This is a genomic window from Shewanella sp. FDAARGOS_354 (assembly GCF_002209245.2).
GTDB lineage: Bacteria > Pseudomonadota > Gammaproteobacteria > Enterobacterales > Shewanellaceae > Shewanella > Shewanella xiamenensis.
In genome coordinates, this window is sequence record NZ_CP022089.2 from 3,686,367 (window position 1) to 3,699,458 (window position 13,092).

Annotated in this window: 10 protein-coding genes, 1 tRNA gene and 2 rRNA genes; 9 read left to right on the top strand and 4 right to left on the bottom strand. The window is 48.9% G+C overall.

Going from position 1 to position 13,092, the window contains the following annotated elements; all coding sequences use genetic code 11:
• The first annotated feature begins 142 nt into the window (after window positions 1-142).
• From CEQ32_RS16475 to CEQ32_RS16495, 5 genes are all read left to right on the top strand, one after another.
• Window positions 143-3,035: ribosomal RNA gene (locus CEQ32_RS16475) — 23S ribosomal RNA — on the top strand.
• A 221-nt stretch (window positions 3,036-3,256) separates the two neighbouring features.
• Window positions 3,257-3,372 (top strand): 5S ribosomal RNA (gene rrf, locus CEQ32_RS16480).
• Window positions 3,373-3,402: 30 nt separating this feature from the next.
• Window positions 3,403-3,479 (top strand) — tRNA-Asp (locus CEQ32_RS16485).
• 304 nt (window positions 3,480-3,783) lie between these two features.
• A complete protein-coding gene (locus tag CEQ32_RS16490) occupies window positions 3,784-4,038 on the top strand; it encodes a YkgJ family cysteine cluster protein (RefSeq protein WP_011624688.1) in 255 nt (84 codons plus the stop codon).
• Window positions 4,039-4,059: 21 nt separating this feature from the next.
• On the top strand, window positions 4,060-4,515 hold the full coding sequence (locus tag CEQ32_RS16495) for an Rrf2 family transcriptional regulator (RefSeq protein WP_088586452.1): 456 nt from the start codon (window positions 4,060-4,062) through the stop codon (window positions 4,513-4,515).
• Here CEQ32_RS16495 and CEQ32_RS16500 read toward each other — a convergent pair.
• The 4 genes from CEQ32_RS16500 to gpmM are packed head-to-tail and all read right to left on the bottom strand — an operon-like array spanning window position 4,490 to window position 9,200.
• The gene (locus tag CEQ32_RS16500; RefSeq protein ID WP_088586453.1) at window positions 4,490-5,245 is read right to left on the bottom strand and encodes a divergent polysaccharide deacetylase family protein; all 756 of its coding nucleotides are present in this window, start codon (window positions 5,243-5,245) and stop codon (window positions 4,490-4,492) included. The genes CEQ32_RS16495 and CEQ32_RS16500 overlap by 26 nt on opposite strands.
• Window positions 5,246-5,257: 12 nt before the next feature.
• Complete coding sequence (locus tag CEQ32_RS16505; protein WP_088586454.1) at window positions 5,258-6,463, bottom strand: S41 family peptidase; 1,206 nt, start codon at window positions 6,461-6,463, stop codon at window positions 5,258-5,260.
• 48 nt (window positions 6,464-6,511) lie between these two features.
• Window positions 6,512-7,645 carry a murein hydrolase activator EnvC family protein gene (locus tag CEQ32_RS16510; RefSeq protein ID WP_037414470.1) on the bottom strand — a complete coding sequence of 378 codons (1,134 nt, stop codon included), beginning with the start codon at window positions 7,643-7,645 and terminating at the stop codon, window positions 6,512-6,514.
• A gap of 10 nt (window positions 7,646-7,655) precedes the next feature.
• Window positions 7,656-9,200 (bottom strand): 2,3-bisphosphoglycerate-independent phosphoglycerate mutase, encoded by a 1,545-nt coding sequence (gene gpmM / locus CEQ32_RS16515; protein WP_088586455.1) that lies wholly within the window; start codon window positions 9,198-9,200, stop codon window positions 7,656-7,658.
• A gap of 265 nt (window positions 9,201-9,465) precedes the next feature.
• Here gpmM and CEQ32_RS16520 point away from each other — a divergent pair, with 265 nt between their 5' ends.
• The 4 genes from CEQ32_RS16520 (at window position 9,466) to CEQ32_RS16535 (ending at window position 13,090) form a co-directional block, all read left to right on the top strand.
• A complete protein-coding gene (locus tag CEQ32_RS16520; RefSeq protein WP_037414466.1) occupies window positions 9,466-9,900 on the top strand; it encodes a rhodanese-like domain-containing protein in 435 nt (144 codons plus the stop codon).
• Window positions 9,901-10,160: 260 nt separating this feature from the next.
• Complete coding sequence (gene secB, locus CEQ32_RS16525; protein ID WP_011620882.1) at window positions 10,161-10,646, top strand: protein-export chaperone SecB; 486 nt, start codon at window positions 10,161-10,163, stop codon at window positions 10,644-10,646.
• Between the two features lie 4 nt (window positions 10,647-10,650).
• Complete coding sequence (gene gpsA / locus CEQ32_RS16530; RefSeq protein WP_088586456.1) at window positions 10,651-11,667, top strand: NAD(P)H-dependent glycerol-3-phosphate dehydrogenase; 1,017 nt, start codon at window positions 10,651-10,653, stop codon at window positions 11,665-11,667.
• Between the two features lie 238 nt (window positions 11,668-11,905).
• Window positions 11,906-13,090 carry an NAD(P)/FAD-dependent oxidoreductase gene (locus CEQ32_RS16535; protein ID WP_088587004.1) on the top strand — a complete coding sequence of 395 codons (1,185 nt, stop codon included), beginning with the start codon at window positions 11,906-11,908 and terminating at the stop codon, window positions 13,088-13,090.
• Window positions 13,091-13,092: the final 2 nt, after the last annotated feature.

The following is a 13,092-nucleotide window of genomic DNA, read 5'->3' on the forward strand; positions in this document are numbered from 1 at the left end:
GAGTTCTTAAAACACTTGTTAAGTGTCTTGAATATTCAAGTCTAAGGCGAGTCCATCTTCTTGGTCGAAGATGAGACAAGTAAAACCAGCTGGTCGCAACAATTCAAGTGGCTCACGTAAGTGAAACCTATTTGGGTTGTATGGTTAAGCGACTAAGCGTATACGGTGGATGCCTTGGCAGTCAGAGGCGATGAAGGACGTAGTAACTTGCGAAAAGCGTTGGCGAGCTAGTAACAAGCATTTGAGCTAACGATGTCCGAATGGGGGAACCCGGCCGCATAAGCGGTCATCATGTGGTGAATACATAGCTACATGAGGCAAACGAGGGGAACTGAAACATCTAAGTACCCTTAGGAAAAGAAATCAACCGAGATTCCCCTAGTAGCGGCGAGCGAACGGGGATTAGCCCTTAAGTCAGAGGGGTGTTAGTGGAATGGTCTGGAAAGTCCAGCGGCACAGGGTGATAGCCCCGTACACGAAAACTAACCTTTGATGAAAACGAGTAAGGCGGGACACGTGATATCCTGTTTGAATATGGGGGGACCATCCTCCAAGGCTAAATACTCCTGACTGACCGATAGTGAACCAGTACCGTGAGGGAAAGGCGAAAAGAACCCCTGTGAGGGGAGTGAAATAGAACCTGAAACCGTATACGTACAAGCAGTGGGAGCGGTTCTTGAGACCGTGACTGCGTACCTTTTGTATAATGGGTCAGCGACTTACGTTTTGTAGCGAGGTTAAGCGAATAGCGGAGCCGTAGGGAAACCGAGTGTTAACTGCGCGTTTAGTTGCAAGGCGTAGACCCGAAACCCGGTGATCTAGCCATGGGCAGGTTGAAGGTTGAGTAACATCAACTGGAGGACCGAACCGACTAATGTTGAAAAATTAGCGGATGACTTGTGGCTGGGGGTGAAAGGCCAATCAAACCGGGAGATATCTGGTTCTCCTCGAAAGCTATTTAGGTAGCGCCTCGAGCGAATACCATTGGGGGTAGAGCACTGTTAAGGCTAGGGGGTCATCCCGACTTACCAACCCTTTGCAAACTCCGAATACCAATGAGTACTACTCGGGAGACAGACGGCGGGTGCTAACGTCCGTCGTCAAAAGGGAAACAACCCAGACCGTCAGCTAAGGTCCCAAAGTGTATGTTAAGTGGGAAACGATGTGGGAAGGCTTAGACAGCTAGGATGTTGGCTTAGAAGCAGCCATCATTTAAAGAAAGCGTAATAGCTCACTAGTCGAGTCGGCCTGCGCGGAAGATGTAACGGGGCTAAACATACCACCGAAGCTACGGGTGCAATTCATTAGAGTTGCGCGGTAGAGGAGCGTTCTGTAAGCCGTTGAAGGTGAAGGGGTAACCCACACTGGAGGTATCAGAAGTGCGAATGCTGACATGAGTAACGATAAAGGGGGTGAAAAACCCCCTCGCCGAAAGACCAAGGGTTCCTGTCCAACGTTAATCGGGGCAGGGTGAGTCGACCCCTAAGGTGAGGCCGAAAGGCGTAATCGATGGGAAACAGATTAATATTTCTGTACTTCCGCTAACTGCGATGGAGAGACGGAGAAGGCTAGGCTAGCGCGGCGTTGGTAGTCCGCGTTTAAGGTGGTAGGTGGGTGACTTAGGCAAATCCGGGTCACTATACACTGAGAGCTGATGACGAGTCCCCAAGGGGATGAAGTAGTTGATGCCATGCTTCCAGGAAAATCTTCTAAGCTTCAGGTTAGCGGGAATCGTACCCCAAACCGACACAGGTGGTCGGGTAGAGAATACCAAGGCGCTTGAGAGAACTCGGCTGAAGGAACTAGGCAAAATGGTACCGTAACTTCGGGAGAAGGTACGCTCTTGTTGGTGATGAGACTTGCTCTCTAAGCTGACGGGAGTCGCAGATACCAGGTGGCTGCAACTGTTTATCAAAAACACAGCACTGTGCAAACTCGCAAGAGGAAGTATACGGTGTGACGCCTGCCCGGTGCCGGAAGGTTAATTGATTGGGTTATCGCAAGAGAAGCTCATGATCGAAGCCCCGGTAAACGGCGGCCGTAACTATAACGGTCCTAAGGTAGCGAAATTCCTTGTCGGGTAAGTTCCGACCTGCACGAATGGCGTAATGATGGCCACGCTGTCTCCAGCCGAGACTCAGTGAAGTTGAAATTGCGGTGAAGATGCCGTATACCCGCGGCTAGACGGAAAGACCCCGTGAACCTTTACTATAGCTTGGCACTGAACATTGACCCTACATGTGTAGGATAGGTGGGAGACTATGAAGTTGGAACGCTAGTTCTGATGGAGTCATCCTTGAAATACCACCCTTGTAGTGTTGATGTTCTAACTTGGCCCCATTATCTGGGGTAAGGACAGTGCCTGGTGGGTAGTTTGACTGGGGCGGTCTCCTCCCAAAGAGTAACGGAGGAGCACGAAGGTTGGCTAAGTACGGTCGGACATCGTACGGTTAGTGCAATGGCATAAGCCAGCTTAACTGCGAGACAGACACGTCGAGCAGGTACGAAAGTAGGTCATAGTGATCCGGTGGTTCTGAATGGAAGGGCCATCGCTCAACGGATAAAAGGTACTCCGGGGATAACAGGCTGATACCGCCCAAGAGTTCATATCGACGGCGGTGTTTGGCACCTCGATGTCGGCTCATCACATCCTGGGGCTGAAGTCGGTCCCAAGGGTATGGCTGTTCGCCATTTAAAGTGGTACGCGAGCTGGGTTCAGAACGTCGTGAGACAGTTCGGTCCCTATCTGCCGTGGGCGTTGGATGATTGAGGGGAGTTGCTCCTAGTACGAGAGGACCGGAGTGAACGAACCGCTGGTGTTCGGGTTGTCATGCCAATGGCATTGCCCGGTAGCTATGTTCGGAATCGATAACCGCTGAAAGCATCTAAGCGGGAAGCGAGCCCCAAGATGAGTCATCCCTTGGACTATAAGTCCACTAAAGAGCCGTTCGAGACTAGGACGTTGATAGGTCAGGTGTGTAAGCGTTGTGAGGCGTTGAGCTAACTGATACTAATGACTCGAGAGGCTTAACCATACAACCCAGATGGGTTTTACTAAGTAGCACTTAGACGAATAGAAACACTTAAGAAGTGATACTCAATACAGCTTTCTAAATTAACAAATAAAGGTTAATTACGCAGGTAATTGTACGGCAGACAAAGCCGTGACGAGCGAAGGGCGGAGTGTACGGTAGTACATGAGTACTGGAGTGAGGAGACAATGCCGTCAGACGTAGAATTAACCAGTAAGAATTTGCTTGGTGACAATAGCATTGTGGTCCCACCTGATCCCATCCCGAACTCAGAAGTGAAACGCAATCGCGCCGATGGTAGTGTGGGGTCTCCCCATGTGAGAGTAGGTCATCGCCAAGCGCCTAATTTGGTCTATGACCAGACAGAGTTGGAGCGGTAGTTCAGTTGGTTAGAATACCGGCCTGTCACGCCGGGGGTCGCGGGTTCGAGTCCCGTCCGCTCCGCCAACACAAGAGATAAGCCTCATCGAAAGATGAGGCTTTTTTCGTTTATGCGTTGAAAAATCTGCTCAGACTCACTTTCAGCGGTGTTTTACTCAGCCTCGTTTATGTAAGTTATTCTGAAACCACTCTTTTTATTAAAAGGGTTTAGCGGTTTTCTTTATGATAGACTGCTAGTTTTTACGGCTGGACAGGTCAGTTTTTCATTTGTGGGTGAGGTGGTTGTGCGCCACTTGGCAGTATTGAACTGTGTTTCTGCCCTCAGATAAATTAAACGGTATAATGTTTACCAATTTTTACGAGTAATAAAATGAATTGTCGTCTAGGTTGCGGTGCTTGCTGTATTGCGCCTTCAATCAGCAGTGGGATCCCTGGTATGCCAAATGGTAAGGCGGCTGGAGAGCGCTGTGTGCAGCTCAGTGATGACAATTTATGTTTGATTTTCGGCTCGCCTGATCGTCCTGCGGTTTGTAGTGATTTTGAAGCGTCTTTAGATGTCTGTGGGGATTCAAACGAAGAGGCGCTCTGGTTGATCACAAACCTTGAATCTCAAACATCTCAATAGTTTATTGCTGACAGGTGAATTATGCAGTTAACACGCTATACCGACTTTGGTGTTCGCACGCTGATGTATTTGGCGGTTCAGCCCGATAGAACAACCCTTTTTAGGATCGCTGAGATTACCGAGGTCTTCGATTTGTCACCAAATCATGTCTCGAAAATTGTGCATCACTTAGGCAAGTTAGGTTATCTAGAAACCATACGCGGTAAGATGGGGGGCTTTCGTTTAGGGAAACCAGCGAGCGAGATTAATCTTGGGCAACTCATTCGTGCGTTAGAGAACTCGCTGGCACCGATTGATTGCAGCAAACCTTACTGCCGCTTCACTCCCGCCTGTCAGTTGAAGGGCGTATTAGCCAAAGCGGTTGAGGCGTATTTAAGTGTGCTCGATCAATACAGCTTGGAGGACATTGTAAGCAATCGAAATGAGTTGCTAGCATTGCTGCCAGGTATGACTATTTCTGTCTTACAGTTGGATTAGCGCCTTTCTCATGGGCTAGTTCGATGGGCAACAAGCGTGATGTCGGTACTAGCTCAATTCCTTCCGCCTTTAGGCGTGCTAAGTTCGTTTTTAAGAAGTGAATGGTTTCGGGGTAAGGATGCGCGATGGCCACTAAACTGCCTTGCGCGTGAGCCTGGCTTATCATCAAGTTAAACTGTTTTTCCAGTGCTGTTGCACTGACGTCATTATCGAGAAAGAGTTGGCGTCGTAGCAGTGGCACGCCGAGTAAATCTGCCTTATCTCCCGCCTTAGTGAATTTGGTTGTCATGCTATCGATAAAGTAGAGCTGCTTCTGCTTTAGCGTTTCCATTACCCATAACATAGGATCATCGAGCTGCGTCAGCAGGCTCCCCATATGATTGTTGGCACCTTTAGCGAAGGGCACGCTAGCGATAGCAGCAAGTACACTGCTACGTATCTGTGCTTCGCTCATTTTGTTGGTTAAACCGCCAAGCCCTAAGGCTTTACCATTGAGCGCCTGCATGGGTAAGTGCAGCATAATCTCGTGGCCTTTGGCGTGTGCGGCTTTGGCTAGCTTATTGCTGAGCGGCGTGTGTGGCAGCACCGATAAGGTGACTGCGCTGGGGAGTGAAAGCACGGCTTCGTCGGTGTGACGATAGCCGATATCATCGATGATTAAGGCGATTTGAGCTGCATTGCTTGGCGCAATACTGATAGCCAAAAGGGCCAATATATAAAATAGACGCACTATTTCTTCTTATTAGTCATGATGTTGTATCCAAGCAATAGCGGAAATGACTATGTTATCTTGGCTGACATCGGTTCGTGCTGAGATGGCGTCGATTATAGCCATATTCTTTTGATTGGAGCCAGTTTCGGTTGCAACTTTGATATCTGGCACTATGCCGATAGCGTGGATGTTTTCCCCTTTGGGTGTGTTGTACTGGGCGATAGTGAGCTTGATGGCATTGCCGTCGTTCAGTATGGGGATCAGGCTTTGTACTGTGCCTTTGCCGAAGCTGGTTTCACCGAGCAGCTTGGCGCGACCATTCTCTTGTAGTGCTGCGGCGAGGACTTCGGAGGCGGAGGCCGAGCCTTTATTGATCAGCACTAACATAGGCACATTGGTCAGCATGGTTTGGGGGGAGGCGTAATAGTCGGAATTGGCATCGAAGAAGCGGCCTGAGGTTGAGACGATTCGTCCTTTAGCTAAAAACAGGTCGGCAATTTTGATTGCCTGATCCAGCAAGCCGCCGGGATTATTGCGTAAATCTAAAATCAAGCCCGTAAGATGCGCGTTTTGCCACTGGCTTAAACTGCGCACCATATCCTCGGTGGAGTTTTCTTGAAAGCTGCTGAGCCTAATATAGCCGATATTACCATCCAGTAATTTGCTGGCGACAGATTGAATCGTAATAGTGCTTGGTTTGAGTGATACCTCGAACTGGGCGTCATCATTATGGTGCTTCAGTGTGAGGTGAATACCCTGATTACTCAGACTATGTTGTTTGATTTGATTGAGGATATCCGCAAGATTGGTTTCGGTGGTTGGCGTGTTATTTAGCTTGATAATGATGTCACCCGCTTGGATACCTGCCTGTTCGGCGGGCGAGTTCGCAAAGGGCGCGATAATGCTGATATGGTCTTTATCGCTGGCGACCTCAAAGCCAAAGCCGAAGTATTCGCCGCGATTGGAGTCTTTTAAGTCGAGTAACTCTTGGTGATTTAAAAAGCTGGAATAGGGATCTAAGTGCTCAAAAATCCCTTTAATGGCCGCTTGCACCAGCTCATCTTTGGAAACGGTTTTAACGTAATAGGTTTCGACCGTTTCTAATACATCCTGCAATAGCGGGTAGTCGAAGTCACTCTGATATGATTTGGCATTCTCTTGGCTGGAGAGGCTAATGGATAAGCCTAGGCTTAGGCCGAGTCCAAGGCAGACGATATTGCGGATTAGATGTTTCATAGCCGTCCCCGATGTTGATGGGGACGGCCACCTTAGCGACAGTACTGATTAACGACAGTACTTGGCTGGATCGACCGCTTGCCCCTTATACCTTATTTCAAAGTATAGGCCAGGCTCTGTCTGTCCACCCGAACGTCCGACTAAAGCAATTGCTTCACCGGTTTTGACCATGTCTCCAGGGCTTTTTAACAGGGCCTGCGCATGGCCGTAGAGGCTCATATAACCTTTACCATGGTCTATCACCATCACCATACCAAAGCCTTTAAGCCAATCGGCATAGATGACTTTACCGCCAGAAACCGCGCGAATATTTTGTCCTTCGGGCGCAGAGAGCATAGTGCCTTTCCACACCACTTGGCCCGATCTCGGGCTGCCAAAACCAGCAGTAACACGGCCCTTTGTTGGCCATTTGAGTTTACCGCCTTGTTTATCGAAGCCTTCCATCGAAGGATTGTCACGCATGGCCTTAAGCGCTTGTTCAACCACCCGTTTTAAGCTGGCCTCTTCAATTTGCAGTTGTTCGAGTTCGGCACCTTTAGTATTTAAGGTGCGCTGTAATTCATTGAGGGTTAATTGGCGTTGATCTTGTTCTTGATTCAAGCGCTTAGATTGCACTTGTTGCTCGGCCATCAACTTAGTTAATTGTTTTTGCTTGCTGGTTTGGGTGACTTTAATCTCATCCAGCTCTGTGATGGTTTGTTTTAACTCGTTAATCGACTTCATCCGCGCTTTGTTGAGATATTGGTAATAGGCCAACATCCGCTCAATAGTGGCGGGACTTTGCTGATTCAGCATCATCTTAGTGTAATCGTGGTTACCGGCTAGGTATGCGCTCGCAAGTTGTTTTGAAAGCGTATTTTGCTGGCTCACCTTGAGGGTTTCTAACTCTTCCTGGCGTTGCTTGAGTTCGGCAAGCGTATTATCAATCTGCGCCAAACTGGTTTTGGTGCTATTGACCTTTTTGGCTGCCGCCGCAATCGCCTCTTCATCGCTGCGTAGCAGTGCGAGTAACTTTTCCCGCTGCTTACTGGTGTTTTTAAGCGCGCTTTGTTGTTGGTTGATTTGCGCTTGGATGGATTTCAACTCGGACTGACGCTTCTCCAAATCAGAAGCGTAGACCGAGAAAGATAACATCATAAAGCCAGCAATAATGCTGGCTTTAACGGGGAGTCGAGTGCTCACTAGGTAACAACTACTCTTTAACGTGGATTAAGGGCTTACCCGTCATCTCTGCGGGAATGGTTTCACCCATCAGGTGCAGAATCGTTGGGGCGACATCACTCAGTTTACCACCTTCATCTATGGTGGCGTCACGGCCAACAAACACAAAGGGTACGAGTTCACTGGTGTGCGCCGTATGGGCTTGGCCAGTGGTTTCGTCGGTCATCTGCTCGGCGTTGCCGTGGTCGGCGGTAATAATACATTCGCCGCCTACTTTTGCCAGTGCGTCAACTACGCGGCCGATACAGGCATCGACAGCTTCGCAGGCTTTAACCGCCGCATCGAAGTTGCCAGTATGACCCACCATATCACCGTTAGGGTAGTTACAGATAATCACATCGTATTTAGCGGATTCAATCGCTGCGACTAACTTATCCGTCAGCTCGGTTGAGCTCATCTCAGGTTGTAAGTCGTAGGTTGCCACTTTAGGTGAGTTGATCAGGATACGATCTTCACCGTTGAATGGCTCTTCCTTACCGCCGTTGAAGAAGAAGGTCACATGGGCGTATTTTTCAGTTTCTGAGATACGTAACTGAGTACGGCCACGATTTTGCAGCACTTCACCTAAGGTATTTACTAGGTTTTCAGAAGGATAAGCAATAGGTGCTTTGATATCAGCCGCGTATTCGGTCAGCGTTACAAAGTTAACCTTTGGCGTCACTGCACGTTCAAAACCGTCGAAATCGGCATTGATAAAGCTGCGGGTGATTTGACGAGCACGGTCGGCGCGGAAGTTCATGAAAATCAGCGCATCGCCATCGTTCAAGCTGGCAACCTTGCCTTCGCTGTCGGTAATGGCTGACGACGACACAAACTCATCGTTTTCGTTACGCTCGTAAGCGGCTTCTAACGCGGTCACGGCGTTATCGTATTGGAACTTCGCCTTGCCTTGGGTGATCAGATCGTATGCCTGTGACACGCGGTCCCAACGGTTATCACGGTCCATAGCAAAGTAACGACCAATAATCGAGGCGATACGGCCATGGCCCAATGTAGTAAACAGATCATCAAAGTGGCTTAGGCTGCCTTTGGCGCTGCGAGGTGGGGTATCGCGCCCATCTAAGAAAGCATGTAAGTATACTTTAGTGGCGCCGCGTGCTACTGCCATGCGGCACATGGCTTCGATATGCTCTTCATGGCTGTGTACGCCACCGGGAGAGAGCAGGCCCATAATGTGCACCGCACCACCGGCTTTGATGGCCGCATCTACGGCATCGCAAAGGGCTGGGTTTTGTTCAAACTCATGATCTGCAATGGCTTTGCTGATACGAGTCAGCTCTTGGTAAACGATTCGGCCAGAACCTAAGTTGATATGGCCTACTTCAGAGTTCCCCATCTGCCCATCGGGCAAGCCTACATCTAAGCCTGAGCCTGAAATTAAACCGTGGGCATATTGGGCGTTGAGACGGTCGAGTACTGGTGTGTTGGCGTGGTAAATCGCATTCATATGCGTATTTTCACGGTAACCCCAGCCATCGAGGATCAACAACGCGATTGGACGTTTAGTTGTCGTCATGGTGATACCTTTAAAGTTTAAGGAAGCTAAAGAAATCTGAAATTGGTTAAATATTACTACGTAAGCGGGGTACGAAAAAGCGCTTTACCTAGATTAAGGTCATCGAATGGCTATTTCAGCGGATTCTGTGAGCGCCAAGAGAAGCGAGATGGCGCAAGGGCTGAGCTGTGTTCTAGAACTGTGACTAAACTGCTGCAATCTGCCAAGGCAATGGGTATACTCTGTGCCCTTATCGAATTTTTCGCCATTTATACGGGCTGTAACCATGCAAGAATATATCGAATTTTTTAAGGCTCACACTATGCTAAGTCTGGCTTGGGTGGGTTTGTTTGTAATGCTTGTGGTCAGTGTGATCAAATCGAGCTTTTCAAAAATCAAAAATGTTACTCATCAAGAACTCACTATTATGGTGAACCGACAAGACGCCAAAGTCGTGGATGTGCGTTCTAATGACGAATTCCGCAAGGGCCATATTGTTGATGCAGTTAACGTTACGCTCGCGGATATCAAAAATAATCAGGTTTCTGCCCTTGAAAAGTTTAAAGGTAGTCCCATTATACTGGTATGCAATGCTGGCATGACCTCGTCTCAAGCGGCTCAGCTTTTAAGTAAACAAGGTTTTGAAAACCTGTATAACTTGAAAGGTGGTATGGGTGAATGGCAGGCAGCGAATATGCCTGTTTCAAAAAGCAAAAGATAAGTTGTCGGCGGCAGTTATGCGCTGTGCTGCATAGTTAATTGATTGTGCAGCAGTTGCGTCATCATTGTTTGGCATACTAATCCTGTGGTCACTAAGGGCTTAAATTAAGTATTTAGATTGACTTCAAAAGTACCCCGTTAAGGGAACGTTGGGACGGTACTGAGATCTCATTCAGGCATCAAAGCATAAGCCCAGCTAAATAGACAAAAAAGCCAACCAGATAAGTGTTGGCATAACATTGATAGGATAGGTAGGAAATTATGGCTGAAGTAGCAAACAACGAACAACAAGCCCCACAATTCAACATCCAACGTGTTTACACTAAAGATGTTTCTTTCGAAACACCTAACAGCCCAGCTGTATTCCAAAAAGAATGGAATCCAGAAGTTAAGTTAGATTTAGACACTCGCAGCGCTAAATTAGCCGACGACGTATACGAAGTGGTTCTGTCTTTGACTGTGACTGCACAAAACGCTGGCGAAACTGCATTCCTGTGTGAAGTACAACAAGCAGGTATCTTCTCAATCGCAGGTCTGACTGAGCCACAACTGGCTCACTCATTAGGTGCATACTGCCCTAACATCCTATTCCCATATGCGCGTGAAGCTGTAGGTAGCTTAGTAGGTCGTGGTACTTTCCCACAACTTAACTTAGCACCAGTAAACTTCGACGCTCTGTTCGCACAATACGTGCAACAACGTCAAGCCGCAGCAGCTGCACCAGCAGCCGAAGAAGCTAACGCTTAATTACATGAAAAACTCTGCCGATATCACGGTGTTAGGGGCGGGCTCTTATGGCACCGCCCTTGCCATCTCTCTAGCCAGCAATGGTCATAAGACCTTGTTGTGGGGGCACGATCCTGCCCATATGCAAACGCTCGCTCAGGACAAATGCAACCAAGCATTCCTGCCTGGTATTGCCTTCCCCGAGTGTTTACATATCGAAGCCGACTTAGCCAAAGCCTTAGCGGCCAGCAATAATGTGCTGGTTGTGGTACCTAGCCATGTGTTTGGCTCGGTACTGGCCCAAGCGAAACCTTTGTTACGCCAAGATGCTCGCATCGTATGGGCGACCAAAGGACTCGAGCCTGAAACCGGACGTTTGCTGCAAGATGTGGCCCGTGATGTGTTAGGCGAGCAATATCCGCTGGCGGTATTGTCAGGACCTACGTTTGCGAAGGAATTAGCCATGGGGTTACCTACGGCGATTTCGGTTGCGGGCACTTGTCCTAAATTTACCGCTGAGCTAGTGGAATTGCTGCACAGCCCTAAACGTTTACGCGTTTACGCTAACGACGACTTTATCGGCCTGCAATTAGGCGGCGCGGTGAAGAACGTTATCGCCATTGGCGCGGGGATGTCCGACGGTATTGGCTTTGGTGCCAACGCCAGAACGGCGTTAATTACCCGTGGTTTAGTCGAGTTAACCCGCTTAGGCGAAGCCTTAGGCGCCAGCACCGCCACCTTTATGGGCATGGCTGGATTAGGCGATCTAGTGTTAACTTGTACCGACAACCAATCCCGTAACCGCCGCTTTGGTTTAGCCTTAGGTAAAGGCTGCGATGTGAATACCGCACAGGCCGAAATTGGCCAAGTGGTTGAAGGTTATCGCAATACTAAAGAAGTGTTTACGCTGGCGAAGCGCATGGGCGTCGAAATGCCGATCACCGAGCAAATCTACCAAGTGTTATACCAAGGCAAAGCGCCCTTGGATGCCGCAAAAGAACTGCTCAGCAGAGAAAAGAAATCAGAAACGCCAGCGCAATAAAGCGCGAGTCGTGATGATGCTGAATAAAATAAAGGGTGCTAAAATAGCGCCCTTTTTTATGTCCGATCGCTATCGCCTTAATGTACTGGCAGCAGTCTGCATTGGCTGTATCCATTAAGGCTGGATGCTGAACGCGGAATATCTACCCCAATATCGAAGACCAATACCGTAACCAAGTCTTTGAACTATTTGGGATGATGGGCAATAGCCAAATTAATTTATCGACTGGAGTATGAGTGTGAAACATCATGATGTAATTATTATCGGAGCCGGCGCCGCAGGATTAATGTGTGCTGCAACAGCGGGTTACCGAGGTCGTGATGTACTGGTACTCGATAATGCCAAGCAGGCAGGGCGTAAAATCCTTATCAGCGGTGGCGGCCGTTGTAACTTTACCAACCTTAAAGTTGAACCCGCCAACTTTATCTGTGGTAACCCGCACTTTGTCAAATCCGCATTGGCGCGTTATCCATCGCAGCAGTTTATCGAACTGGTTGAGCGCCACGGCATTGAATACCACGAGCGTGACCATGGTCAGCTGTTCTGTAATGACTCGGCCAAAGAGATAGTCACTATGCTGCTGACCGAATGTGAATGGGCGGGTGTGAGCATTAAGCTGCGTACCGATATTCTGGCGGTGAGCAAAACTGAGGCAGGCCGCTTTGCGCTAACCACCTCAAATGGCGAGTTAAGTTGTGACTCCTTAGTGATCGCCACCGGCGGTTTATCCATGCCAAAACTTGGCGCCACGCCCTACGGCTATCAATTGGCCGAGCAGTTTGGGCTTAAGGTGTTGCCAACTCACGCGGGTCTGGTGCCTTTTACTTGGCACAGCGAAGATAAAATTCGCTTCGAACCGCTGTCGGGCATTGCCGTACCGAGCCGCATTACCGCCAAAGATGGCACCGCCTTTAGCGAAGCCCTGCTCTTTACCCACAGAGGCTTATCTGGCCCCGCTATTTTGCAGATTTCCAACTATTGGAAAGCCGGCGAAACCATAGAAATCAATCTATTACCCAATATGGATGCCGCGCAGGCTTTAGAGCAACAACTGGCCGCACATCCTAAACAGAGTCTGCGTAATACCTTAAGCCTGTGGTTACCTAAGCGGCTGGTGGAAGTGTTATTCGATGAGGCTTTACTCAACAAAGCCTTAAATCAGCTTGTTCATGCAGAGCGCGCCAAGTTAGTCGATGATCTGCACCGCTGGACTGTGTTAATGAATGGCACCGAAGGCTATCGCACCGCCGAAGTCACCCTCGGCGGCGTGGATACCCATGAACTCTCCTCCAAAACCATGGAAGCCATAAAAGTCCCCGGCCTGTTTTTTATCGGCGAAGTGATGGATGTCAGCGGTTGGTTAGGCGGCTTTAACTTCCAATGGGCCTGGGCATCTGGTGTGGCGGCTGGACAAGCGGTTTAGTC

Bases quoted from the DNA above. Each gene is read 5' to 3' on its own strand.
- CEQ32_RS16490 (WP_011624688.1), top strand. From the start codon at position 3,784: ATGAATTGTCGTCTAGGTTGCGGTGCTTGCTGTATTGCGCCTTCAATC.
- CEQ32_RS16495 (WP_088586452.1), top strand. From the start codon at position 4,060: ATGCAGTTAACACGCTATACCGACTTTGGTGTTCGCACGCTGATGTAT.
- CEQ32_RS16505 (WP_088586454.1), bottom strand. From the start codon at position 6,463: ATGAAACATCTAATCCGCAATATCGTCTGCCTTGGACTCGGCCTAAGC.
- gpmM (WP_088586455.1), bottom strand. From the start codon at position 9,200: ATGACGACAACTAAACGTCCAATCGCGTTGTTGATCCTCGATGGCTGG.
- CEQ32_RS16520 (WP_037414466.1), top strand. From the start codon at position 9,466: ATGCAAGAATATATCGAATTTTTTAAGGCTCACACTATGCTAAGTCTG.
- secB (WP_011620882.1), top strand. From the start codon at position 10,161: ATGGCTGAAGTAGCAAACAACGAACAACAAGCCCCACAATTCAACATC.
- gpsA (WP_088586456.1), top strand. From the start codon at position 10,651: ATGAAAAACTCTGCCGATATCACGGTGTTAGGGGCGGGCTCTTATGGC.